The organism is Saccharothrix australiensis (genome assembly GCF_003634935.1).
In the GTDB taxonomy this organism is placed as follows: domain Bacteria; phylum Actinomycetota; class Actinomycetes; order Mycobacteriales; family Pseudonocardiaceae; genus Actinosynnema; species Actinosynnema australiense.
Window position 1 is genome coordinate 5055104 of sequence record NZ_RBXO01000001.1, and the last position, 26188, is coordinate 5081291.

The 26188-nt window shown below is 74.9% G+C and carries 10 protein-coding genes; 2 read left to right on the forward strand and 8 right to left on the reverse strand.

Features of this window, described 5'->3' with window-relative positions; all coding sequences use genetic code 11:
• Window positions 1–98: 98 nt before the first annotated feature.
• Both C8E97_RS36570 and C8E97_RS21490 read right to left on the reverse strand, forming a co-directional pair.
• The gene (locus C8E97_RS36570; RefSeq protein WP_121007308.1) at window positions 99–5699 is read right to left on the reverse strand and encodes a type I polyketide synthase; all 5601 of its coding nucleotides are present in this window, start codon (window positions 5697–5699) and stop codon (window positions 99–101) included.
• Window positions 5689–17925: a type I polyketide synthase gene (locus C8E97_RS21490; RefSeq protein WP_121007309.1), complete on the reverse strand. Its 12237-nt coding sequence runs from the start codon at window positions 17923–17925 to the stop codon at window positions 5689–5691. The genes C8E97_RS36570 and C8E97_RS21490 overlap by 11 nt, the downstream gene beginning before the upstream one ends.
• Window positions 17926–18204: 279 nt before the next feature.
• On the opposite strand from C8E97_RS21490, the gene C8E97_RS21495 reads away from it, so the two are divergent.
• Window positions 18205–18930: a class I SAM-dependent methyltransferase gene (locus C8E97_RS21495; protein ID WP_121007310.1), complete on the forward strand. Its 726-nt coding sequence runs from the start codon at window positions 18205–18207 to the stop codon at window positions 18928–18930.
• 115 nt (window positions 18931–19045) lie between these two features.
• Here C8E97_RS21495 and C8E97_RS21500 read toward each other — a convergent pair whose 3' ends face one another.
• Complete coding sequence (locus C8E97_RS21500) at window positions 19046–19798, reverse strand: NAD-dependent epimerase/dehydratase family protein (RefSeq protein WP_121007311.1); 753 nt, start codon at window positions 19796–19798, stop codon at window positions 19046–19048.
• A 20-nt stretch (window positions 19799–19818) separates the two neighbouring features.
• On the reverse strand, window positions 19819–20664 hold the full coding sequence (locus C8E97_RS21505; protein ID WP_170211943.1) for an MSCRAMM family protein: 846 nt from the start codon (window positions 20662–20664) through the stop codon (window positions 19819–19821).
• 114 nt (window positions 20665–20778) lie between these two features.
• Between C8E97_RS21505 and C8E97_RS21510 the strand changes: the two genes are divergently transcribed.
• Entirely contained in the window at window positions 20779–21339 is a 561-nt protein-coding gene (locus C8E97_RS21510; protein ID WP_121007313.1) for a TetR/AcrR family transcriptional regulator, read from the forward strand.
• Here the strand turns inward: C8E97_RS21510 and C8E97_RS21515 are convergent.
• Genes C8E97_RS21515 through C8E97_RS21530 form a run of 4 tightly spaced genes read right to left on the reverse strand, consistent with a single transcriptional unit; the run spans window position 21336 to window position 26146 of the window.
• The gene (locus C8E97_RS21515) at window positions 21336–22763 is read right to left on the reverse strand and encodes an AMP-binding protein (protein ID WP_246019064.1); all 1428 of its coding nucleotides are present in this window, start codon (window positions 22761–22763) and stop codon (window positions 21336–21338) included. The genes C8E97_RS21510 and C8E97_RS21515 overlap by 4 nt on opposite strands.
• Window positions 22760–23890, reverse strand: coding sequence for an acyl-CoA dehydrogenase family protein (locus C8E97_RS21520; RefSeq protein WP_121012067.1), 1131 nt, complete (start codon window positions 23888–23890; stop codon window positions 22760–22762). Before C8E97_RS21520 ends, C8E97_RS21515 begins: the two co-directional genes overlap by 4 nt.
• Window positions 23891–23907: 17 nt before the next feature.
• Complete coding sequence (locus tag C8E97_RS21525) at window positions 23908–24942, reverse strand: ketoacyl-ACP synthase III family protein (RefSeq protein ID WP_121007314.1); 1035 nt, start codon at window positions 24940–24942, stop codon at window positions 23908–23910.
• A gap of 13 nt (window positions 24943–24955) precedes the next feature.
• The gene (locus C8E97_RS21530) at window positions 24956–26146 is read right to left on the reverse strand and encodes a nucleotide disphospho-sugar-binding domain-containing protein (protein ID WP_246019398.1); all 1191 of its coding nucleotides are present in this window, start codon (window positions 26144–26146) and stop codon (window positions 24956–24958) included.
• Between the last annotated feature and the right edge of the window lie 42 nt (window positions 26147–26188).

Here is a 26188-nt window from a genome sequence, read left to right on the forward strand (position 1 = left end):
AGCCGGGCGTTCTCCTTGGCCGACGTGCGCAGTGCCTCCAGCAGTTCGGCGGTGGTGACCACGGGTTGTTCCCTCCCTGCGCTGTCCGCTGCGCCCGCTCAGCCGGCGTGTCGGTTGACCAGGCGGATGAGTTCCTCGGCGGCCATGTCGTCGATACCCGCCTCCGCCGCACCGCCGAGCAGGGTGCGCAGGTGCGCGGCCAGCTCCGCCGGGGTGGGGAAGTCGAAGACGAGCGTGGCGGGCAGGGTCAGGCCGGTGGCCGCGGCCAGGTGGTTGCGCAGCTCGACACCCGACAGCGAGTCGAAGCCGAGGTCCTTGAACGTGCGGTCCGGGTCGATCGCGGCGGCGTCGCCGTGGCCGAGGACGACGGCCGAGTGGTGGAGGACGGCCGAGGTGAGCGCACCGGTCCGCTGCTCCGGGTCGAGCCCGGCGAGGGCGGAGGGGGCGGGTGCGGGTGCGGTGCGGCGTGCCGGCTCGTCGGTGAACGCCGCCGGGACGGTGTGCGGTCGGTCGTGGCGCAGCGCGGCGTCGAACAGCTCCAGCCCCTGCTCCACCGTCAACGGCACCATCCCCGCCTGCCGCATCCGCCCCAGATCCCGACCACCCAACCCCGCCGCCATCCCCCCACCCGACCACGGACCCCACGACAACGACGTCCCCACCAACCCCCGCGACCGACGAAACTCCGCCAACCCGTCCAAAAACCCATTAGCCGCCGCATACACACCCTGCCCCGCCGACCCCACCACACCCGCCGCCGACGAAAACAACACAAACGCATCCAAATCCACACCCTCGGTCAAACAATGCAAATTCCACGCACCACCCACCTTCGCCCGGAACACCCGATCCACCACCCCCTCCGACACACCACCCACCACCCCGTCCTCCAACACACCCGCCGCATGCACCACACCCCGCACCACACGACCCTCCAACACCCCCGCCAACGCACCCCGATCCCCCACATCACACGACACCACCACCACCCGCGCCCCCAACCCCCGCAACTCCTCCGCACACCCCACAACACCCGAACGCGACACCAACACCAACGACCGCACCCCATGCACCACAACCAAATGACGAGCCACCGCCGAACCCAACGCACCCGACGCACCCGTCACCACCACCCACCCCACCCCCGACCACGGCGAACCCACCCGCAACACCACCTTGCCGGTGTAAGCGCCGTCAGCCATGCGGCGAAAGACCTCGCGGGCGGAGTCGAGGCCGTGCGAGGTGACCGGCAGCGGGCGGAACCGACCCGCCGTGAAACCGTCCACGACCTCGCCGATCAAACGGCCGAGACCGTCGACACCCAGGTCGAGTATGTCGTGGGCCCGGTAATGCACCCCCGGGTACCGCGCCGCCACCTCCGCCGGATCACGCACATCACGCTTGCCCAACTCCACGAACCGACCACCCGGACGCACCAACCGCAACGACGCATCCACCAAACCACCCGACAACGAATTCACCACCACATCCACACCCCCCGAAAACACCCCCTCAAAACCCCCATCCCGCGACGACGCCACCCGCACCACACCCAAACCCCGCGCCACACCCCACTTCCCCCGCGACGCCGTACCCCACACCACACCCCCACCACCCCGCACCACCTGCACCACAGCCATCCCCACACCACCCGTCACCCCATGCACCACCACCACCTCCCCCACACCCACACCACCCACCGCCACCAACGCCGTCACAAACACCACCAACACACCCGCACCCACCACAAAGGACCACCCCGCCGGCAAGGGGGCGAGCAAGCGCTGGTCGGTGACGGCGGTGTCGCCGAAGGCGCCGAAGAAGATGCCGAACACGCGGTCGCCCGGCCGGAAGCGCGTCACGCCGGGTCCGGTCGCGGTGACCACCCCGGCGGCCTCGCCGCCCAGCGGCGGCGCGTCGCCGGGGTACGAGCCGAGCGCGATGAGGACGTCGCGGAAGTTGAGCCCGGCCGCGCGGACCTCCACGCGCACCTCGCCCTCCCGCAGCGGCCGGGTGGCCGCCGGGTCGGGTGCCAACCGCAGCCCGTCGAGGGTCCCCTCCTCCGCGCGGACGAGCCGCCAGTGGTCCGCGCCCGGCGGCGGGGTCAGCCCGTCGCGGCACGCGTCCACGAGCCGGGGCCGGTACAGCGCGTCCCCGCGCCGGGCCAGCTGCGGTTCGCCGGTCGCCACGGCCTCCGCCACCACACCCCCCGCATCCACCCCCACCGCCAAGTCCAACAACACGAACCGACCCGGATGCTCCACCTGCGCCGAACGCACCAGACCCCACACCGCCGCACCCGCCAGGTCGCGGACCGGCTCGTCGGCCACCCGGACCGCCTCGCGGGTCACGACCACCAGCCGCGCGGTCGCGGCGCGGCTGGTGTCGGCGGCCCACTCCTGGAGCGCGGCCAAGACCCGCGTGACCGCCGCCCGCGGCTCCTCGTCGGGCACCGGCAGGACCACCGCGTCGCCCTCCGGCGGCGTGGTCGGCGTCGGGACGGCGGTCCACTCCAGGCGCTTCAGCCCCGGTTTCCCGTCGTGGCGCGCGGCGGGCCGCAGGCTCAGCGAGCCGACCGCCAGCACCCGTTGCCCCGCCTCGTCGAAGACCTCGACCGACACCTCGTCCGCGCCCGTGCGGACGATGCGCGCCAGCAGCGCCGTCGTGGCCGGCGCGGAGGTGGTTGGCGCGGAGGTGGTGACCGCGCGCCAGGAGAACGGGAGCCCGGTCCGCTCGCCCGGCCAGGCCAGCGGGATGGCGTGCAGCACCGAGTCGACCAGCGCGACGGGCAGGCTCGCCGGTGCGGCGTCGGGCAGGGCGCAGTGGACGACCGCGGTGTCGCCCGCGACGGCGAACCCCCGGAGCCCGCGGAACGCCGGGCCGTAGTCGTAGCCGAGTTCCGCCAGCCTCGGGTAGGCGTCCTCGGTGGCGGGCGGCGCGGCGGGGCACTCCCCCGCGACCCCCTCGCCCGCGGGGCTTTCCCCGGAGGGCGTCGCGAACCCGCCCGCGTTGTGCCGCCACGGGTGGGACTCCTCCTCGCGGGTGTGCACGTCGAGCGCGCACCGCCCGTCGGGCCCCGGTGGCCCCACGACGACCTGGAGGAGCAGTTCCCCGCCGTCGGGTACGGGTACCGGGCGGTGCAGGGTCAGCTCGCCGATCCGCGCGCGGCCCGACGACGCGGCCGCGTGCCGTGCGAGGTCGAGCAGCAGCACACCGGGCAGGACGGGTTCCCCGAGCACGCGGTGGTCGGCCAGCCACGGGTGCGCGGCGGTCCGGATGCGACCGCCGAACACGCGACCGCCGACGCCTGCCAGGTCCACCCCGTCGTCCAGGAAGGGGTGCCCGCCCCCGGTGCCCGGCACCGGGTTGTCGAGCCAGAACCTGCGGCGGGCGAACGGGTAGGTGGGCAGCGGCACCCGGCGGCCGCCGGCGAGCAACGCGGTCCAGTCGACCGGGACGCCGCGCACGTGCAGCGCCGCCAGCCCGGCGAGCAGCACGGCGGCTTCGTCCTGCCCGGCCCCGCCCAGGGTTACCGCGGCATCGCCGATCAGGGCGGTGAGCGACCCGTCGGGCCCGAGTTCGGCGAAGTGGGTGGTGCCCATCGCCCGCGCACGGGCCACCGCGTCGGCGAACCGCACCGGCCCCGTCACCTGCCGCACCCAGTACTCCACGCCCAAATCCACCACAGGCTCACCGGTCAGCGAAGACACCACCGGAATCCCCGGCTCACGAAAGGACAACCCCGCGATCTCCTCCCGGAACCGATCCAACACCGACTCCGAACCAGGACCACCCAGCCCCGCCGTCACCCTTTCCCGCGCCGCCACCAACACGCACGCGTCCTCCAACGACACAACCCCCGCCACACACGCAGCCGCAACCTCACCCACCGACCGACCCACCACACAACCCGGCCGCACACCCCACGACTCCAACAACCGGAACAACGCCACCCCGAACCCGAACAACCCCCCATCCACACCCAACCGCCCAACCACACCATCGAAAACCTCCGCGAACACCGGGAAAACCCGCAACCCCGCGCCCACACGCCGCGAACCCCGCCCCGGAAACACCAAACCCAACCCACCCGACACCGCCACACCCCGCACCACCGACGAGGACGACCCACCCCCCGCCAACACCCGCAAACCCCGGACCAACTCAGCCCGATCCGACCCCAGCACCACCGCCCGGTGATCCAGGCGCGCACGGGCGGCCAGCGAGAAGGCGATGTCGCCCACGGGGTGGTCCGCGGCGGGCAGGAGCCGTTCCGCGACGACGGGCAGGTCGTCCGGGCGTCGGGCCGAGACGACCCAGACACCCGGTGCCCGGCCGGTTTCCCCTGGCTCCTCGGGTGCTTGTTCGAGGATGACGTGCGCGTTGGTGCCGCTGATCCCGAACGACGACACCCCGATCCGACGGGGACGACCCGCCTCCGGCCAGGGCATGGCCTCCGTCAGCAGACGCACCGCACCCGAACCCCAATCCACATGGGACGAAGGCTCATCCACATGCAGCGTCCTCGGCAGAAAGCCCTGCCGCAACGCCGACACCGACTTGACGACCCCGGCCACACCGGCTGCGGCTTGCGTGTGCCCCAGGTTCGACTTCAACGACCCCAACCACAACGGGACGTCACGATCCCGCCCGTAAGTCGCCAACAACGCCTGCACCTCGACCGGGTCACCCAGCACCGTCCCCGTCCCGTGACCCTCCACCGCATCGACGTCCATAGTGGACAGACCAGCATCCGCCAACGCCGCACGGATCACCCGCTGCTGAGCCACCCCATTCGGCGCGGTGAGCCTGCTGCCGGCGCCATCGGAGTTCACGGCGCTGCCGCGCACCACCGCCAACACCTCATGACCACGACGACGCGCATCCGACAACCGCTCCACCAACACCAACCCGACACCCTCCGACCACCCCGTACCATCCGCAGCAGCCGAATACGACTTGCACCGCCCATCCGACGCCAAACCACCCTGACGCGCGAACTCGTGGAACGTCCCCGGCGTCGCCATCACCGTCACCCCACCCGCCAACGCCAACGAACACTCACCCGACCGCAACGAACGCACCGCCAAGTGCAACGCCACCAACGACGACGAACACGCCGTGTCCACCGACACCGCAGGCCCTCGGAAGCCGAAGGTGTAGGTGATCCGACCGGTGAGCACGCTGCCCAGGCCCGCCGTGCGCAGGTTCCCCTCGACCTCGGGCGGCGCGTCCACGAACCGGGCCGTGTAGTCCTGGTACATCACGCCGGCGAACACCCCGACGTCCGCGCCCCGGTAAGCCCCGGGGTCGATGCCGGCGCGCTCGAACGTCTCCCACGCCACCTCCAGCAGGAGGCGGTGCTGGGGGTCCATGGCCAGCGCCTCGCGCGGGCTGATGCCGAAGAAGTCCGCGTCGAACTCGGCCGCGCCGGCCAGGAAACCGCCGCGCCAGGCGGGCAGCCGACCGAGCGGCCAGCCGCGGTCGACGGGCAGCGGCCCGATCGCCTCGTCCCCTCGGGCGAGCAGGTCCCACAGGTCTTCGGGACTGCCGATGCCACCGGGGAGGCGGACGCCCGCGCCGACGATCGCGATCGGGTCGCCGTCCCGGTCGGACAGCTCGGCCAGGCGCCGCTTCGCCTCGTGCAGCTCGACGGTCGCGCGCCGCAGGTAGTCGCGCAACTGCTCTTCAGTGGCCACCGTGGGCTCCTCTCGGGGGAAGGCCGAGCTCGCGGTCCAGGAACCCGAACAGCTCCTCGTCCCCGGCGTCGGCCAGCCGTGCGGCCAACGACGGCTCGACCGGCTCGGCCGGGTCGCCGAGCAGCTCGGCGAGGTGCGCGGCCAGCGCGTCCGGTGTCGGGTGGTCGAACACGAGCGTCGTGGGCAGGGACAGGCCGGTGTCGCGAGCCAGCCGGTTGCGCAGCTCGACACCGGTGAGCGAGTCGAGCCCGAGGTCCAGCAGGCCGCGGCCGGGGTCGACGGCGTGCGGGCGCGCGTGCCCGAGGACCGCGGCGACGTGGCCACGCACCAAGTCGGCGAGCGCGCGGGCGCGTTCGGGCGCGGTCAGCCCGGCGAACCCCGCTGGCCGAGCGCCGCCGTCCCCTCCGGGCTGGCGCGGCGCGAGTTCCGCGAGCAGCGGCGGGACGTCCTCGCCGGGGTGGTCGAAGCGCGCGGGCACGAGCACCGGGCCGGACCGGCCGAGGGCCGCGTCGAACAACGCGAGCCCTTCCGCCTCGGCAAGGGGCGTCAGCCCGGTGCGGCCGAGGCGGCGGCGGTCGGTCTCCGCCAGCCCGGCCGCCATCCCGGTGGTCCACGGCCCCCACGCCAGCGAGAGCGCGGGCAGCCCGTCGGCGTGCCGTCGGCGTGCCAGGGCGTCCAGCGCGGCGTTCGCCGCGGCGTAGGCGGCCTGGCCCGGCGTGCCGAGCACGCCCGCGACCGACGAGAACAGCACGAACGCGTCGAGGTCGTGACCGGCGGTCAGCTCGTGCAGGTGCCGCGCGCCCAGCACCTTCGGCGCGAGTACCGCGCGCAGGCGCTCACCGGTCAGCCGCTCCACCACGCCGTCGTCCAGGACGCCCGCCGCGTGCACGACCGCCCCGAGCGGTCGCGCGAGGACTTCGGCCAGGGCGGCGCGGTCGGTGACGTCGCAGGCGACGACCTCCACCCGGGCGCCCAGCGCGACGAGGTCGGCGCGGACCTCGGCGGCGCCCGCCGCGGCGGGCCCACGACGACCGAGCAGGACCAGCGAGCGCACCCCGTGCGCCGTGACCAGGTGCCGCGCCACCAGCGCGCCGAGTCCGCCGAGCCCACCGGTGACGAGCACCGGCCCGGACAGCTCCACCGGCCTCTCCTCGCCGGACGCCCGCACCAGTCGCGGCACCCGCAGCCCGCCGCCGCGCACCGAGACCTCGGGTTCGCCGACGGCCAGCGCGGCGGGCAGGACCGCGGTGACGTCCGTGCCCACCTCCGCGTCGAGCAGGACGAACCGTCCGGGGTGCTCGGCCTGCGCCGAGCGCACCAGCCCTCGCGCGCCCCCGACGCCGGGGTCCGCGTCGTCGCGGGTCACCACGACGAGCGGGTGCGGCCGGTCGGCGTCGAGCCAGGACCTGATCCGGGCGAGCACAGCGGGGACGACCTCCTCCGGTGGCCCGCCGGCGACTTCGAGGACTTCGCCGGTCCCGCCGCCCGGCGGCGGTTCCACCGGGCGCCACGCGGTTTCCAGCAGTGCGCGCGGCGCACCCGCGCGGCGCAGCACGAGGGCCGCCGCGGTGAGCACCACCCGCCCGGCCGGATCGGTCGCGACCAGCGACACCGTGTCCGGGCCGGTCCCGGTGAGGCGGACCCGCAGCGCCGACCCGGCCCGCGCGTGGCGGCGGACGCCGCGCCAGGCGAAGGGCACCCGGACCGGTCCGCCGGGCGTGGCGGCGGGCAGGGCGTGCAGCACGGCGTCGAGCAGCAGGGGGTCGGGTCCCGCCCAGCCGGTCCGCACCGGGAGGTCGACCTCGGCGAACAGGTCGTCACCGCGGCGGCGGAGCCTGCTCAGGCCGCGCAGCTCGGGCGCGTACTCGTACCCCTGCCCGGCCAGCCGCTCGTAGACGCCGTCGAGCGCGACCTCCTCGGCGTCGGCCGGCCAGGGCGGCGCGGTGGCGGGACCGCTCGCCGGGACCACGGCCCCGGTGGCGTGCCGGGACCACGGCCCGCCGTCGCGCCGCGCGTGGACGTCCACGCTCCGCCCGCCTGCCTCGTCGGGTGCGCCGAGCACCACCTGGACCTCGACGTCGGCGTCCAGCACCACGGGTTCGAGCAGCGTCAGTTCGGCGACCTCGTCGCAGCCGCACGTCTCACCGGCTCGCGCGGCCAGTTCCAGCAGCACCGTCCCCGGCAGGAGCGGGACACCGCCGATGACGTGCCCGGCGAACGGGCCGTCCGCCGCGATCCGGCCGGGTACCAGCCACGTGCCCGAGCCCGCCGGCTCCACGCCCTGGCCGAGGAGCGGGTGACCGCCGGCCGGTGCGACGGGGGTGAGCCAGTACCGCTCGCGCTCGAAGGGGTAGGGGGGCAGCGGAATCCTCCGCCCGCCACCGGCGGCGCGGGCCCAGTCGACGGGCACGCCTCGGACGTGCAGCCGGGCGAGCCCGGTGAAGATCGCGGTGACCTCGTCCTGGTCCTCGTCCCCGGGGGCCAGCGGCACCACGTCGGCCACCGTCGAGTCGGCTCCCGTCAGGTCTGCCGAGGTGCCGGTAGGGCCGAGTTCGGCGAAGTGGGTGGTGCCCATCGCCCGCGCACGGACGATCGCGTCGGCGAACCGCACCGGCCCCGTCGCCTGCCGCACCCAGTACTCCACGCCCAGATCCACCACAGGCTCACCGGTCAGCGAAGACACCACCGGAATCCCCGGCTCACGAAAGGACAACCCCGCGATCTCCTCCCGGAACCGATCCAACACCGACTCCGAACCAGGACCACCCAGCCCCGCTGCCACCCTTTCCCGCGCCGCCACCAACACGCACGCGTCCTCCAACGACACAACCCCCGCCACACACGCAGCCGCAACCTCACCCACCGACCGACCCACCACACAACCCGGCCGCACACCCCACGACTCCAACAACCGGAACAACGCCACCCCGAACCCGAACAACCCCCCATCCACACCCAACCGCCCAACCACACCATCAAAAACCTCCGCGAACACCGGGAAAACCCGCAACCCCGCGCCCACACGCCGCGAACCCCGCCCCGGAAACACCAAACCCAACCCACCCGACACCGCCACACCCCGCACCACCGACGAGGACGACCCACCCCCCGCCAACACCCGCAGGGCATCCCGATCACCGCCCAGCACCACCGCCCGGTGATCCAGACGCGGACGCGAAGCCAAAGCACGACCCAGATCACGCTCATCAGCGTCCACAAGGGACAGCGAGTGCGCCACAGCCCTGAGGCCGGACTCGGTGGCCGCTGACAGGACCCACGGCACGGGAGGTGTTCCACCGGACGGGGTTGCGACGGTTTCAGGCGCTTGTTCGAGGATGACGTGCGCGTTGGTGCCGCTGATCCCGAACGACGACACCCCCGCCCGACGAGGACGACCCACCTCCGGCCAGGGCATGGCCTTCGTCAGCAGACGCACCGCACCCGAACCCCAATCCACAAGGGACGAAGGCTCACCCACATGCAACGTCCTCGGCAAAACCCCATGCCGCAACGCCAACACCGACTTGATCACACCACCGACACCCGCCGCCGCCTGCGCATGACCGAGATTCGACTTCAACGACCCCAACCACAACGGAACCCCACGATCCCGCCCGTAAGTCGCCAACAACGCCTGCACCTCGACCGGATCACCCAGCACCGTCCCCGTCCCGTGACCCTCCACCACATCGACATCCACACTGGACAGACCCGCATCCGCCAACGCCGCACGGATCACCCGCCGCTGAGCCACCCCACTCGGAGCCGTCAAACCATTCGACGCACCATCGGAATTCACCGCACTGCCCCGCACCACCGCCAACACCTCATGACCACGGCGACGCGCATCCGACAACCGCTCCACCAACACCAACCCGACACCCTCCGACCACCCCGTACCATCCGCAGCAGCCGAATACGACTTGCACCGCCCATCCGACGCCAAACCACCCTGACGCGCGAACTCGTGGAACGTCCCCGGCGTCGCCATCACCGTCACCCCACCCGCCAACGCCAACGAACACTCACCCGACCGCAACGAACGCACCGCCAAGTGCAACGCCACCAACGACGACGAACACGCCGTGTCCACCGTCAACGACGGCCCCTCGAAACCGAACACGTACGACACCCGACCCGACAGCACGCTCCCGGTGTTGCCGGTGAGCAGGTATCCCTCGACGTCCTCGGCCGCACGGGTCATGCTGCCCGCGTAGTCGTGGTACATCAGGCCCGCGAACACCCCGACCGGTTCACCGCGCACCGCGGCCGGGTCGATGCCCGCGCGGTCGAAGGCATCCCAGGCGACCTCCAGGAACTGCCGCTGCTGGGGGTCCATGGCCAGCGCTTCCCGCGGGCTGATGCCGAAGAAGCCCGCGTCGAACAGCGCCGCGTCCCGCAGGAACCCGCCACGGCCCACCGGCACCGCCGAGCGGTCCCAGCCCCGGTCGTCCGGCAGGTCCGACACGGCGTCCCGGCCCGCCGCCACGAGGTCCCACAGGCTGTCGGCGTCGGTCACGCCGCCGGGGTACCGGCACGCCATGCCGACGATCACCACCGGGTCGTCCGCGACCTCGACGCGGGCGGGCACCGGTTCCGGCGCGGACGCCGGACCGGAGAGCAGCCCGGTGAGGTGCTCGGCGAGCCGGGCCGGGCTCGGGTGGTCGAACAACACCGTGGCGGGCAGCCGGACGCCGGTCGCACCGGCGAGCCGGTTGCGCAGGTCGAGCGCGGTCAGCGAGTCGAACCCGAGGTCGCGGAAGGCGGTGCGCACGTCGATCGCGGCGGCGGTCCCGTGCCCCAGCACGGCGGCGGTTTCCGCGCGCACCACCTCCAGCAGCGGCCGGTCCGCCACGCGGGCCGGCGCGGGCGCGGCGGGGAGCAGGCCGCGCAGCAGGGCCGGTGGCGCCTGCACGGCCGCGAGGTCGAACCGGGCGGGCACGACGACGGGCTCCGGTGCCTCGACGGCCGCGTCGAGCAGTTCGAGCGCACGGGCCGGGTCGAGCGGCGCGAGGCCGAGCCGCCCGAGCCGGCGCAGGTCCGTTCCGGTGAGCGCCGCCGCCATGCCGGCCGAGCCCGCCCACGGGCCCCAGGCCAGCGACACCGCGGGCAGCCCGGCCGCGCGCCGCTGCCGGGCCAGCTCGTCCAGCGCGGCGTTCGCCGCGGCGTAGGCGGCCTGGCCCGGCGTGCCGAGCACGCCCGCGACCGACGAGAACAGCACGAACGCGTCGAGGTCGTGACCGGCGGTCAGCTCGTGCAGCACCCGCGCGCCCTCGACCTTGGGGTGGAGCACGGCGGCCAGGCGCTCCGGGGTGAGGGCGTCGACGAGCCCGTCGTCCAGCACGCCCGCGGCGTGGACGACGGCCTTCGGCGGCCGAGCGGCGAGCGCGCCCGCGACGGCGTCCCGGTCGGCCGCGTCGGCCGCGACGACCTCGACGTCGGCACCGGCACCGGCCAGCTCGCGGACGAGCTGCGCCGCGCCGTCGGCGACCGGACCGCGGCGGCTCAGCAGGACCAGTTCGCGGACACCGTGCCGGGTGACCAGGTGGCGGGCCACCAGCGCGCCGAGCCCGCCGGTGCCGCCGGTGACGAGCACCGGCCCGGCCCAGCGGCGACCGGGTCGGGCAGCGGTGCGCGCCAGGCGCGGCACACCCGCGACCCCCGCCCGGATGCGGACGTGCGGCTCGCCGGTGGCGACGGCGGCGGGCAGCGCGGCGGCCGACGCGGGGTCGTCGTCGACGTCGACGAGCACGAACCGGCCGGGGTGCTCGGCCTGCGCCGACCGGACGAGCCCGCGCACCGCGGCCGCCGCCGGGTCGCCCTCGCGGGTGCGCACGACCAGGACCCGGTCCGCGGCCCCGTCGTCGAGCCGGTCCCGCACCAGCGCCAGCGCGGCCGTCGCGGCTGCGAGCGGGTCGTCGCCACGCGGGTCGGCCACCGCGAAGTCCGGGCGGGAACCCTGGATGACGGGGAGCGGGAGGGGTTCCCACACCACGGAGTGGAGGTGCCCGCCCGCGGGCCGCCGCAGGTCCCGCCAGGCCAGGGTCGCCGCGGTGAGGACCGGCCTGCCACGCTCGTCGCGGACGTCGAGCGACACCGCGTCCGGCCCGGCCGGGGTGATCCGGACGCGCAGCGCGGCCGTCGTCGCGGAGTTCCCGTGCGCCGTCACGCCGCGCCACGCGAACGGCACCCGCAGCCGGTCAGCGGACAGCAGGACGTGCAGGGCGGCGTCCAGCGCGATCGGGTGGACGACCGCCCCGTCCAACCCCGGCTCGACGCGGACCTCGGCGAACAGCTCCCGGCCGCGCCGCCGGACCTCGTCGAGGACGCGGAACGCGGGGCCGTAGGTGTAGCCGGCCTCTTCGAGGGCGTCGTAATCGGGCAGCGGCGCGGGCTCGGACCCGGCGGGTGGCCAGTCGGCGGCGTCCCCGGCGCCGGTCGCGGTCGCGGTCGCGGTCGCGGTCGCGGTCGCGGACAGGAGCGTGCCCTCCGCGTGTTCGCGCCAACCGGCGTCGCCCTCCGCGTGCACGGTGACCGACCGGGACTCGTCGGCGTCGGGCGGGCCGATGCGCACCTGCACGCGGGTGGGGCCGGCGCCGCCCGGTGCCAGGGGTTCGCTCAGGGTCAACTCCTCGACCACCGGGCACCCGGCGGCCGCACCGGCGCGCAGGACGAGGTCGAGCAAGGCGGTCCCTGGCAGCACGGGGTTCCCCGTGATCGCGTGGTCGGCGAGCCAGGGCTGCACGGCCGGCGCGAGCCTGCCGGTGGCGAGGTGGCCGCCGTCCGGCAACGGGATCACGGTGTCGAGCAGCGGGTGGCGCACGGGGTCGAGCCCGAGGGCAGCAGCGGTGCCGGAGCCAGTGCCTGTGCCGGTGTCGGAGCCGGTGCCGGTGCCGGTGCCGGTGCCGGCGGGGAGCCAGTAGCGGGTACGCCGGAACGGGTAGCCGGGCAGGGTCGCCCGCCTGCCGTGCCCGAGCACGCGCGCCCAGTCGACGTCGACCCCGTGCGCGAAGCACCGCGCCACCGCCTCGACCAGGCTCTCCGCTTCACCTCTAGGCCGGCAGGCGGCGACGGCGAGGGCGTCGGGCGCGCAGTCCGGGATGAGCGGCGTCAGGGTGCCGGTGGGGCCGAGTTCGGCGAAGCGGGTGGTGCCCATCGCCCGCGCACGGGCGATCGCGTCGGCGAACCGCACCGGCTCCCGCATCTGCCGCACCCAGTACTCCACGCCCAGGTCCACCACAGGCTCACCGGTCAGCGTGGACACCACCGGGATCTCCGGCTCCCGGAAAGTCAACCCCGCGATCTCCTCGCGGAACCGATCCAACACCGGCTCCACCGACCGCGAATGAAAAGCGTGCGACACCGCCAACCGCCGCGCCCGCACCCCGCGCTCCCGCAACACCGCTTCGAGCGGGACCAGATCCTCCTCCCCGCCCGACACCACCACCGACCCCGGACCGTTCACCGCCGCGATCTCCACACCTCCCAACAGATCGCGCAGCGCCCCTTCACCCGCACTCACCGCCAACATCCCGCCACCCGCCGGCAGCCCCGCCATCAACCTCCCCCGCGCCGCCACCAGCACGCACGCGTCCTCCAAGGACAAGACCCCCGCCACGCACGCAGCCGCCACCTCGCCCACCGAATGACCCACAACACAACCTGGCCGCACATCCCACGACTCCATCAACCGGAACAACGCCACCCCGAACGCGAACAACCCCGCCTGCGCATGATCCGTACGCCCCAACAACCCCCAATCCACACCCAACCGCCGGCACACACCGTCGAAAACCTCCGCGAACACCGGGAAGACCCGCAGCCCCTCACCCATGCCCACACGCTGCGAACCCTGCCCTGGGAACACGAAACCCAACCCACCCGACACCGCCACACCCCGCACCACCGACGAGGACGACCCACCCCCCGCCAACACCCGCAGGGCATCCCGATCACCGCCCAGCACCACCGCCCGGTGATCCAGACGCGGACGCGAAGCCAAAGCACGACCCAGATCACACCCATCAGCGTCCACAGAGGACATCTGTCGGGCCAGCACGGGGAGATCGGTGGCACGCCGCGCCGACAGCACCCACACGACCGGGCCCTCGGCGGTCGCGCTCGTGGGTGATTCGCCGTCGGGGGCTTGTTCGAGGATGACGTGCGCGTTGGTGCCGCTGATCCCGAACGACGACACCCCCGCCCGACGAGGACGACCCACCTCCGGCCAGGGCATGGCCTCCGTCAACAAACGCACCGCGCCCGAATCCCAATCCACAAGGGACGAAGGCTCACCCACATGCAACGTCCTCGGCAAAACCCCATGCCGCAACGCCAACACCGACTTGATCACACCACCGACACCCGCCGCCGCCTGCGCATGACCGAGATTCGACTTCAACGACCCCAACCACAACGGGACGTCACGATTCCGCCCGTAAGTCGCCAACAACGCCTGCACCTCGACCGGGTCACCCAGCACCGTCCCCGTCCCGTGACCCTCCACCACATCGACGTCCACACTGGACAGACCAGCATCCGCCAACGCCGCACGGATCACCCGCCGCTGAGCCACCCCACTCGGAGCCGTCAAACCATTCGACGCACCATCGGAATTCACCGCACTGCCCCGCACCACCGCCAACACCTCATGACCACGGCGACGCGCATCCGACAACCGCTCCACCAACACCAACCCGACACCCTCCGACCACCCCGTACCATCCGCAGCAGCCGAATACGACTTGCACCGCCCATCCGACGCCAAACCACCCTGACGCGCGAAGTCCACGAAGATCCCCGGTGACGTCAGCACGGTCACCCCGCCCGCCAACGCCAGCGAGCACTCACCCGACCGCACGGAACGCACCGCCAAGTGCAACGCCACCAACGACGACGAACACGCCGTGTCCACCGTCAACGACGGCCCCTCGAAACCGAACACGTACGACACCCGACCCGACAGGACGCTCGGGCTCGTGCCGGTGAGGCCGTAACCCCTGGCGTCATCGGGGAGTTCGGCCAGGCGGGGGCCGTACTCCTGGGCCATCGCGCCGAGGTAGACCCCGGTCGCGCTGCCGCGCAGGGTGGCCGGGTCGACGCCCGCGCGGTCCAGCAGTTCCCACGCCGTTTCCAGGACGAGCCGCTGCTGCGGGTCCATGATCAGCGCTTCCCGCGGGCTGATGCCGAAGAACTCCGCGTCGAACGAGGCCACGTCGTCGAGGAACCCGCCGCGCCGCACGGGCAGCTCCGCGACCGCCCAGCCGCGGTCGCCCGGCAACCCCGAGATCGCGTCCCGGCCTTCGACGAGCAGGTCCCACAGCCGTTCCGGGTCGGTCGCGCCGCCCGGGTACCGGCACGCCATGCCGACGATCACCACCGGGTCGTCCGCGTCCCGGTCGGGAGCGGGCGCGGGCACCGCCTCCTCCCCGCCCCCGTCGGCGAGGTGGCGGGCGAGGGCGGCCGGGGTGGGGTGGTCGAACAGCAGTGACGGCGGCAGCCGTTCGCCGGTGGCCTCGGCGAGCCGCTCGGTCAGCTCGGTCACCATGAACGAGTCGAAGCCCAGGTCCCGGAACGAGCGGTCGACCGCCAAGGTGTCGGCGGGGCCGTGGCCGAGCACGGCGGCCACGAGCGAGCGGACGAGCCCGAGCGGGTCTCGCGGCCCCACACCGGCCGCGGGCCGCGGCGCGGGCTCGGGCGGTGCCTCGCCGAGCCAGTGCCGCCTGCGCTGGAAGGGGTACGTGGGCAGGGGCACCCGACGTCCGCGCCCGGCGGTGAAGGCCCGCCAGTCCACGTCGACGCCGTCCACGTGCAGGCGGGCGAGGGCACGGGCGACGGTGTCCGGCTCGGGGCGGCCGGCCCGCAGCAGCGGCACCACGAGCGCGTCCGGCTCGGCGCTCTCCCGCACCGGGGCGGACAGCGCCGCGCCGGGGCCCAGCTCGACGAACCGCGTCACGCCACGGGCGGTCAGGAACCGCACCGCGTCGAGGAAGCGCACCGGCCGGCGGACCTGCCGCACCCAGTGCTCCGGTGCGCGCAGGTCGGCGAGGTCGCCGGTGAGCGTGGACACGACCGGGACGCGGGGGTCGGCGAACCGCAGGCTCACCAGCACCGCGCGGAAGTCCGCGAGCACCGCCTCCACCCGCGCCGAGTGGAACGCCCGGCCCACCCGCAGCCGCCGGGCGCCGGGGAACCGCGCGGCGACGGCGAGGACCGCTTCCTCGTCACCGCTGAGCACCACCGAGGACGGCCCGTTCACCGCCGCCACCTCGACGCCGGGCGCGAGCAGCGGGACGACGTCGGCCTCCGCCGCGCGCACCGCCACCATCGCACCGCCCGGTGGCAGCGCGGCCATGAGCGCGCCGCGCGCGGCGACCAGCGTGCAGGCGTCGGGCAGCGACAGCACCCCGGCGAGGTGCGCGGCCACGACCTCGCCGACCGAGTGCCCGGCGAGGAAGTCCGGGACGACGCCCCAGGACTCCAGCAACCGGAACAGCGCGACCTCGAAGGCGAACAGCGCCGCCTGGGCGCAGGCGGTGTCGTCGAGGGCGGACGGCTCGGTCACGACCTCGCCCAGCGGCCGCCCGAGGAGGGGGTCGAGGCGAGCGCACACCGCGTCCCACGCGTCGGCGAACGCCGGGTGGGTCGCGCGCAGCTCGACGCCCATGCCGGCCCGTTGGCTGCCCTGCCCGGCGGCGAGCACCGCCAGCCCGCCGCTCCGGGCGACCCCGCGCAGCACGTCCGCCGGGAGCGGCTCGCCGCCGGCGAGCGCGGCCAGCCCGGCGGCCGGGTGCGCGCCGACGACCACCGCGCGGTGCTCGAAGGTCGCGCGCGTGGTGGCCAGGGACACGGCGACGTCCGCCGGCGCGGCGTCGAGCGCGGCCAGGCGGGCGGCCTGCTCGCGCAGGGCGCCTTCGTCGCGGGCGGAGACCACCCAGGCCAGCGGGCCGCCCGCGGCGGGCGGGCGGGGCACGGGCACGGGCGGCGGCGCTTCGGCCAGCACGAGGTGGCAGTTGACGCCGCCCATGCCGAAGGAGCTGACGCCCGCGACCACCGGTCCCCGGGGCCACGCGGTCTCTCCGGTGACCACCCGCAGGTTCAGCTCGGCGAGCGGGGTGTCCGAGCGCGGCCGGGTGAAGTGCAGGCTCGGCGGGATCCGCCGGTGCCGCACCGCCAGCACCGCCTTGAGCAGGCCGGCCGCCCCGGCTGCTCCTTCGAGGTGCCCGATGTTGGTCTTCACGGAGCCCACCGGCAACGGCCCGGTCCGGCGTGCCGCGCCGAGCACCGCGCCGAGGGCGGCGGCTTCGACCGGGTCGCCCACCGGTGTCCCGGTGCCGTGCAGCTCCACGTACCCGACGTCGGCCGGGTCGACGCCGGCGCGCTCGCAGGCCAGGCGCAGCACCTCCTCCTGCCCCGCGCGGCTGGGCACGGCGAGGTCCTCGGCGGCGCCGTCGCCGGTGACCGCGCCGCCGCGGATCACGCAGTGCACGGGATCGCCGTCGGCGAGCGCGGCGGCCAGCGGCTTGAGCACGAACAGCGCGCCGCCCTCGCCCCGGACGTAGCCGTCGGCGCCTTCGTCGAACGTCCGGCACCGGCCACGGGGCGACAGCGCACCGAAGTCGGTCAGCGCCGCGCCGGTCTCCGGGGCCAGCATCAGGTGCACCCCGCCGGCCAGCGCGGTGGCGCACTCGCCGGAACGCAGGCTCTCGCAGGCCAGGTGCACGGCGACGAGGCCCGACGACTGGGCGGTGTCCACGGCCAGGCTGGGGCCGCGGAGGTCGAGGTGGCGCGACAGCCGGTTCGCGAGCAGGCCGCGGCTCAACCCGGTGACGCCGTGCCGGTCGGTGATGCCGCGGGACTGGGCGAGCCGGGCGTAGTCGTCGGCCGTGGCGCCCACGAACACGCCCGTGCGGGTGCCGGCCAGCCGCGCCGGGACGATGCCCGCGTCCTCCACCGCTTCCCAACCGAGTTCGAGCACGAGCCGCTGCTGGGGGTCGAGCAGCGCCGCCGCGCGCGGGGCGATCCCGAAGAACCCGGCGTCGAACCCGTCCACCGCGTCGAGGAACCCGCCGTGCGCCGGCCCCGCGCCGGGCGCCCAGCGGTCCGGCGGCACCCCGGTGACCGCGTCGCGGCCGGCGCGCAGCAGGTCCCAGAACGCCGCCGGGCCACCGGCGCCCGGCAGCCGGCACGCCACCCCGACGACCGCGATGTCGTGTGCCTCGTCCATCCCACGCCTCGCGATCTCCGTCGAGAAACCGGTACGAGGTCGCGCGGAACCTCTTCCCGATTTCCGCGCGCCGACCGACGACGCTACCGATCAGCCTTTCGGGCACCCAACTCCTGAAGAACCCTTACCGACCCCTGTCCACTTCGGGGCGAACCCCGCCCGATTGACACGGAACGCGCCGCCGAGTACGCATGGGATAACCCGCACCAACCTTCCGACGTGCTGTTTCACCAGCACTTGGGCTTCGTGGAAAAGCAGGCAGAGACGACGGAGAGCGGCATGTCGACCCCGTATGGATCACTGTGGGAAAGCTACTGGAAAGAACTACCGGCCGGCTTCGGCGAAGCGTTCTGGGACGCGTCCCCGGAAGTCGGCGCGGCGCGGCACCTGCGATTGTTCGGGCCCCATTTCGACCGGGCGCTCCCGCTGGTGGACCTCGGGTGCGGCAACGGCACGCAGACGCCGTTCCTCGCCCGCCACTACGCCCGCGTCGTCGGCGTCGACATCTCGGCGTCGGCGGTGGCGCAGGCCCGGGTCGAGAACCCGGCGCCCAACGTCGAGTACGACGTCCTCGACGTGCTGGACACCGCCGGGGTGGACGCGCTGAGGGAGCGGATCGGACCCGCCAACGTCTACATGCGCGCGGTGATCCACCAGCTGTCGCCGACCGACCGGCTGCTGTGCGCGCGCAACCTCGCCCGGCTCGCCGGGCCGGGCGGGTGCGTGTTCGACCAGGAGCTCGTCCGCGAGAGCTACGAGGTCTTCGAGCGCCTCCTCGCCGAGTCGCCCGACCCGCTGCCCCGGCTGACCCGGCTGGCCGGGCACTTCCAGGTGGGGCTCAAGACGACCGCGGCGGGCGCGGAGCACCTCGACCGGATCTTCGCGGAGGCCGGGTACGAGGTGCTGGCCACCGACCGGCTGGAGCTGCCGACCTCGGAGCGCTTCGCCGACGGGAGCGTGCTCCGCATGCCCGCGCAGTACGTCATCGCCCGACCGGCCGCCTGACCCGCCCGCCGGTCCGGCGGGCACTTCGGCCGCCGGGTCCCGACCACGCCCCCGATCCGTCGAGCGCCCCCGGCCACCGGGTCCCGACCACGCCCCCCGATCCCGGGTGCGTCGCTCACACCGCCTCGGCGTAGGCACCGACGTACTTGTCCAGCACCGCCTCGAAGTACCGTGGCCCGAACGCCATGCCCGACGCCGCGGGCACGAGCGCCCGCAGCTTCGCGGTGCACACCGGCTGCCCCCGCGTCCCCGGCTCGTACGCCCACGTCGCCCGGAGGCCCAGCCGCGCCTGCACCCCCTCGACGATCCGCTCCACCGGCACCGGGAACCCCGACGCCACGTTCACCACCTCGCGGTTCACCCCGGTGGCGAGCAGGTGCCCCACCACCGCGACGACGTCGGCGACGTCGATCAGGTCGCGGTCCGCGCCGCGGAAGACCCGCACCGCGCCCGTGCGCACCTGCGCCACCAGCGCGGGCAGCAGTTGGTGGCGGGCCTGGCCGGGGCCGACCACGTGCGACAGCCGCAGCACCAGGTGGTCGACGCCGGACGCGGCGAGCACGGCTTCCATCGCCAGCTTGTGCCTGCCGTACACCGTCGCCGGGTACACCGGGCCGTCCTCGCGGGCGGGCGGCGCGCCCGGCACGGCGTACATCCCGGCCGCCGCGGTGGAGAAGTACACCAGCCGCTCGCCGGTCGCACCGCACCGCCGGATCACGTCGTAGAGCAGCCGCGCCTCGCGGTCGAAGCCCTCGGGCTGCGTGTGCGCCGCCGCGGACACGCCCGCCGCGAACACGACGGCGCCCTCGTGCGCGCCGACCAGGGGCGCCAGGTGCCGGGCGAGGAAGCCATTCCCGACGATGTCCACGGTTCCCTCCCGGACGGCCGTCAGAGCCGCAGGTCCCGTTCGTGGTCGGCCGCCTCGACCCGCACGGGCGCCGTCGGCCCGCCCCGGACGCCGATGAGGTAGTCGCCGCGGAGCAGGTCGTCGAAGCGGTACTCACCGGTCGGTCCGCTGACCACCGTCCTGGTCACGCCGGACGCGTCGGTCAGGACGACCTTGGCGTGCCCGACGGGGCGACCGGCGCGGTCGAGCACCGCGCCCCGGACGCACCTCGCGTCGACCAGCTCGGCGTCCAGCGCCGCCGTCTCGCCCTGGGCGACCGCGACGTCGAGGGCCAGCGGGTGGTGGCCGGGGTGGTCCACGGCCACGACGTACCGCCCGGCCGGGACGTCCTCGAAGGCGTAGTAGCCGGTCGGGTCGGTGACCCGCGCGCCGAGCAGCCGCCCGGACCCGGCGGCGAGGACGACCACCGCGTCGGCGATCGGCGCCTGGTCGTGCTCGTCGCGGACGAACCCGCCGACCGCGCCACCGCCCGGCAGGACGAGGGTGAACTCCGGGGTGTCGAGCCGCCGCGCCAGGGGTCTCCGCCCGGGGCACGCCGCGATCAGGGTGTACCGGCCGGGCCGCGGCACGGCGAACTCGCACGTCCCGTCCTCGCCGGTGGCGGTCGAGCCCACCTCGACGCCCGCCGGGTCGGTCAGCGTCAGCACGACACCGGCGGCGGGTGCGCCGTCGGGCGCCACGACGCGGCCGCGCACCGTCGCGGGCGGGGCGGGCCGGCCGACGGGCGCCGGCGCCGCGCGCATCGCCGCCGCGCCCAGCAGACCACCGACGACCAGCGCGAAGAGGACGACCCCGGCACGACCCCGCGCGACGACCCCGATGCCCATGCCCCGACCCCTTCCTGGCACGGTGCCGCTGCCACCGGCCCCGTCGGCGGTCCGCGCCTCACGTATGCTTGATACTAACCGGCCGTCAAGCAAGCACATGACCAGGGACACCCCATGCCTCCTCGCCGCCGCGACACCCGCGAGCGCATCCAGGACGTCGCCCTCACGCTGTTCAGCGAGCAGGGTTACGAGAGGGCCTCGCTGCGGGAGATCGCCGAGCGGCTCGACGTCACCAAGGCCGCGCTCTACTACCACTTCAAGACCAAGGAGGACATCCTCACCAGCGTCGTCGAGGAGGTCGCCGCCGCGCTGGACGACGTGGTCGCGTGGGCCCGCGAGCAGCCCCCGGTCACCGAGACCCGCCGCGGGATCGTGCGCCGCATCGCGCGGCTCATCCGGGAGGGCCGGGTGTACCACATCATGCGGTTCTTCAACGAGAACCAGACCGCGATGCGCGACCTGTCCGCGGGCGAGGAGATCAGCGACCGCATCCGGGCGATCTGGGCGCTGCTCAACATCCCCGGCGGCGACCTCACCGCGCAGCTGCGCTCGCGCCTGGCCGTGACCACGTTGATGCTCAGCCACGTCACCACCCTGGACCTCGACGGCACCGACGACGAGCGCGCCGAGGCCGCCCTCGCGCTGGCGCTCGACCTGGTCACGGCGGACGACTAGGTCGCGCCCGCGGCCACCGCCGCCGCCACCGCCGCGCGGTCGAGCTTGCCGTTGGCGGTGCGGGGCAGTTCCCGCACGTGGGACACCGAGTCCACGACCATGTAGCCGGGCAGTCGCTCCGCCAGGTGCGCTTTGAGCGCGAGCAGCCCCGGCCGCGCGCCGTCGCGCGGCACGACCGCGGCGTGCAGCCGGGCGTCGAGCCCGGCGCCCACCACCACGACCGCGGCGCCGGCGACCGCCGGGTGCGCGGCCAGCGCCGCCTCGACCTCCCCCGGCTCCACGCGGTGCCCGCGCACCTTGACCATCGCGTCGCGCCGGCCCGCGTAGCAGAGCCGGCCGGCTTCGTCGTACCGGCCGAGGTCCCCGGTGCGGTAAGGCCCGCGGTGCGGTGCGGCGCCCCAGTACCCGAGCATCACCGTCGGCCCCGACACGACGATCTCCCCGTCGGGGTCGAGCCACACGTCGTCGCCCGCGCACGGCGAGCCGATCGGCGGCGGCGCGTCACGCGCCACGTCGGCGTCGGTGACCTCGTGCGAGGTGCACACGTTCGTCTCCGTCGGGCCGTACCAGTTGAACAGCCGCACCCCCGGCCAGGCCGCCCGCAGCGCCCGCAGGTCCGGCGGCGGGAAGGGCTCCCCGGCGAACGCGCACACGCGCAGCGCGGGCGGGCGGCCGCGGTCGAGCAGTCCGCCGCGGCGCGCCATGAGCGTGAGCGCCGAGGGCACCGAGTACCACACGGAGATCCCGCGCCCGTGCAGGAAGTCCACCAGCTCGTCCGGCGCGTAGGCCAGGCCCGGCGGCACCAGGTCGACCGCCGCGCCGGCGTGGAAGGCGCCGTAGAGGTCGAAGACGGACAGGTCGAAGTTGAACGGCGCGTGGTTCGCCAGCCGGTCCCGTGGCGTCAGCCCCGTCTCGCCCGCCGCCCACGCGACGAACGCCGAGGCGTTGCGGTGGCTGAGCACCACGCCCTTGGGTTCCCCGGTCGACCCGGAGGTGTAGAGGATGTAGGCGGGGTCGTCCGGTGCGCGGTCGGCGGCGGGCGGGTACGGCGCCGGACCCGACAGCTCGTCCACCGCGGCCGTCGGCACCCCACCGCAGGACCCGGCGTCGGTGACGACGAGCGCCGCGCCGCAACCGCGCGCGATCCGCTCGACCCGCGTCACCGGGTTCGCCCGCGCGACCGGCGCGTAGACCGCGCCCAACCGCAGGACCGCCTGCAACACCGCGACCGCGTCGGCGCTCTTGTCCAGCCACACCACCACCCGGTCGCCGCGGCCGACGCCGCGGGCGGCCAGGCCCGCGGCGCGGCGGTCGGCGAGGGCGTCCAGTTCGCCGTACGTCAGCGTGCGGTCACCGTCGTGCACCGCAGGCGCGCCGGGGGTGCGCCGGGCGGCCCTCGCGACCAGCTCGTGCAGCCCGCTCACAGGCCCAGCTCCATCGCCACGAGCTGCCGCTGGACGTCCGAGGTGCCGGAGAAGGTCACGCCGCCCACCGCGTCCCGCAGGGCCGCCTCGATCCCGTGCCCGGCGAGGTACCCGCCCGCGCCGAAGAGGCGGACCGCGTCGGTCGCCGAGGCCAGCGCCGACTCCGAGACCGCGAGCTTGGCCAGCGCCGTCGTCGACGCCGCGGGGCGCCCCTCGTCCAGCTCCCAGCAGGCCCGGTACAGCAGCAGCCGCGAACCCTCCAGCCGCAGCTTCATCTCGGCGATCCGGTGGGACACGGCCTGGAACTCCGCCAGCCGCCTGCCGAACTGCCTGCGCTGCCGCACGTGCGCCACGCAGCGCTCGACCAGGGCGTCCTGCACGCCGAGGAAGAGCGCGAACAGGCACGAGCGCTCCCAGGCCATCGAGTGCTGGAAGACCGCACCGCCCTGACCGGGCTCGCCGAGCAGCGCGCCCGCCGGGACCGAACAGCCGTCGAACACCACCGGGCCCGCCTCGCAGCCCGCCATGCCGAGCTTGTCGAACGCCGCTCCCGCGCGCACGCCGGGTGTTCCGGCCGCGACGGCGAAGGCGCTCGTGCCCAGGTGCCCGGCGGTCGGGTCGGTGACCGCGTAGGTGACGTAGACGTCGGCGACCGGGCCGTTGCTGACGAAGCTCTTCGTGCCGGACAACGTGTAGCCGCCCTCCGCCGGCACCGCCGTCGTGGCCAGGGCGGACACGTCGGAGCCCGCGCCGGGTTCGGTCATCGCGTTGCCCCCGACCAGTTCGCCCGAGCACATGCCCGGCAGCAGGCCCTCCCGCAGGGCGGGTGCGCCGAACCCGGCGATCGGCACGGCGCAGGCGAACAGGTGCGCCGCGGCCGCGAACACCACGCCCGTGGCCGTCGTGGCGCGGCCCGCCGCCTCGAACACCAGCGCCGTGTCCAGCGCGCCGAGGCCGCGCCCGCCGTACGCCTCGGGGACGCACGCGCCCAGCAGCCCGATCTCACCCAGTCGACGCCAGGCCGCGCGGCTGAACCTCGGCTCGTCCGGCCCGGGGAAGGCCGCAGCGACCGCTTCGGCCGTCTCCCGGTACCGCCGCTCCTGCGCGGGCGTCCAGCTGAACTCCATCACCGCACCCCTCCCGCTCACGCCGACCACGGCGGGGTGGCGGTGATCTCCAGCACCGCCGCCGCGATCGTCACGCCCGGCCCGAGGCCGACCAGCAGCACCCGGTCGCCCGCGCCCAGCTCGCCCGCGGTGAGCAGGTGGTCGAGCGACATGAGCTGGTCGCCGGCGCCCAGGTGGCCGACGCCGCGGCCGAAGGCCCAGTTCGACCGCTCCAACGGCAACCCGAGCATGCCGAGCAGGCCGTTCTCGACGTACTCGCGCGAGCCGTGGTTGTAGAGCACCCTGGCGAGGTCGGGCACCTCCACACCGGCCTCCGCCAGCACGCGGTCCAGCAGTTCGCCGCGCGCCTTCACCACGGCGAGCCCCGCGTCCGCCATGCCGCCGCGCGCGGCGAACGCCGCGAACCGGGCCGCGAAGTCCAGCGGCCGGCCGAGCGCGGCGCCCGGCGGGTGCAGCGGCTCGTCGCCGCGGTGCAGGCCCTCCAGCCCGGTCACCGTCACCGACCCGACCGAGAGCAGCCGGGCGAACCCCGGCGCCCGCGTCAACAGCACGGCGGTCGCGCCGTCGCCGAGGATGAAGTCGGGCCGCAGGCACTGCCAGCGGTCCACCAGCGGTGAGGTCATGTTGTCCGCGGCGGTGATCAGCGCGGAGGCGCCCCGGCCCGCCGCGCCGAGGTAGGCCGCGGCCAGTTCCAGCGCGCCGAACACGCCGTTGCAGCCCTGCCGCACGCCGGCGGCGAGCGCCTCGCCGCCGACCAGGTTGGCCTGGAGGTAGGCGTGCGGGAACCACCCCTCGGGGCCGGCCTGGAACGCGTCCGCGTAGAGGAGCAGCCCGACCGCGGCCGGGTCGTGGCCGGTGCGCTCGAACAGCCGGCGGGCGGCGGTCAGCGCCATGTCCGGCGCGGGCACCTCGCCGGCCACCGCGGCGCCGGTCAGCCCCGTGCGCTCGGCGGCTTCGGCGGAGTAGGCGCCCTGCGCCACCGCGACCCCGATCGGCACGACCTCGGGCAGGTAGGAGCCCAGGCCGGCGAGGTGGACGTCGGTTACCTTCACGTGCCCTCCCGGTTCAGTGTCCGGCCAGGTCCCGCAGCCGCGCCGCGGTGGCCGCGGGCGACGGGTGGCCGAGGATCCCGGCGCGCAGGCCGTCGGCGGCGTGCGCGGCGTCGTCGGACAGCAGCCGGTGCACGGCGGCGCGGATCCCGTCCGGCTCCGCCCCGCCGACCGGCAGCGCGGCCCCGGCACCGGCGGCGGTCAGCCGGGCCGCGTTGAACTCCTGGTCGCCCACCGTGCCGCCGACCAGTTGCGGCACGCCGTGGTACGCGGCGGTCATCACCGTGCCCGAGCCGCCCTGGTGCACGATCGCCCGGCAGCTCGGCAGCAGGGTGTGCAGCGGCAGCGGCCCCGCGACCCTGGCGTTCGGTGGCGGGTCGCCGACGAGCGCCGCGTCGGACTCCTTGGCGGCGACCACGACTTCCACGTCCTCCGTGGCCAGCGCGGCGAGGATCGCGGGCACCGGGTAGGCGTCGCTGCCCAGCGCCCTGGTGGAGGCGGTGCCCCAGGTCACGCAGACCCGGGGCCTCGTCGGCTCGTCGAGGAGCCAGCGCGGCGCCAGGCCGGGCCCGTTGTAGGGGGTGTACCGCAGCGGCACGCGGTTGCGGGCGCCGGGCACCTGGAGCGCCGCCGGGCAGGTGTCCAGGGTCAGGTCGGCGAGGTCGTCCCGCGGTTCGGCGCCGTGCCGCCGGAAGAACGCCGCCAGGTCGGCGGGCCACGCCGGCACGTCCGCCGGGTCCTCGGCGCCCATGCCGGGCCAGCGCAGCAGCCGGGTCACGTCGGGGCCCCACGTGTGCCGGACCGACAGCGCACCGCAGCGCTGGGCCGCCAGGGGGCCGGCGAACATCGCGGGGTCCCACACGACGACGTCGGGTCGCCAGCGGGTCGCGAAGTCGGTCAGGTCGTCGACGACGGTCTCCGCGAGCCTGAGGTAGCGGGTCACGGGCGTGGCGCGCAGCAGGTCGGTGACCGCTTCGCCGGGGCCCCGCCACCTGAGCGGCCCGCGGCTGGCCGCACCGAAGTCGGCCATGAAGTCGAAGCCGCGCCCGACCGGCACGCCGACCATGCCGGAGGACAGCACGGCCTCCACGACGCCCGCGTCGGCCGCGACGCGCACCTCGTCGCCCTGCAGCCGGCAGGCCCAGGCCAGCCCCACCATGGCGAAGTGGTGCGTCGGCCACGGCAGCGGGACGAACAGCACCCGCATGTTCGGCACCCCCCTTGTCCTCCTCAGGCGGCCGGGGCCGCT

What these genes read in the sequence shown, in the direction of transcription:
- C8E97_RS21490 (WP_121007309.1), bottom strand. Translation starts at nt 17,925, where the DNA reads ATGGACGAGGCACACGACATCGCGGTCGTCGGGGTGGCGTGCCGGCTG.
- C8E97_RS21495 (WP_121007310.1), top strand. Translation starts at nt 18,205, where the DNA reads ATGTCGACCCCGTATGGATCACTGTGGGAAAGCTACTGGAAAGAACTA.
- C8E97_RS21505 (WP_170211943.1), bottom strand. Translation starts at nt 20,664, where the DNA reads ATGGGCATCGGGGTCGTCGCGCGGGGTCGTGCCGGGGTCGTCCTCTTC.
- C8E97_RS21510 (WP_121007313.1), top strand. Translation starts at nt 20,779, where the DNA reads ATGCCTCCTCGCCGCCGCGACACCCGCGAGCGCATCCAGGACGTCGCC.
- C8E97_RS21520 (WP_121012067.1), bottom strand. Translation starts at nt 23,890, where the DNA reads ATGGAGTTCAGCTGGACGCCCGCGCAGGAGCGGCGGTACCGGGAGACG.
- C8E97_RS21530 (WP_246019398.1), bottom strand. Translation starts at nt 26,146, where the DNA reads ATGCGGGTGCTGTTCGTCCCGCTGCCGTGGCCGACGCACCACTTCGCC.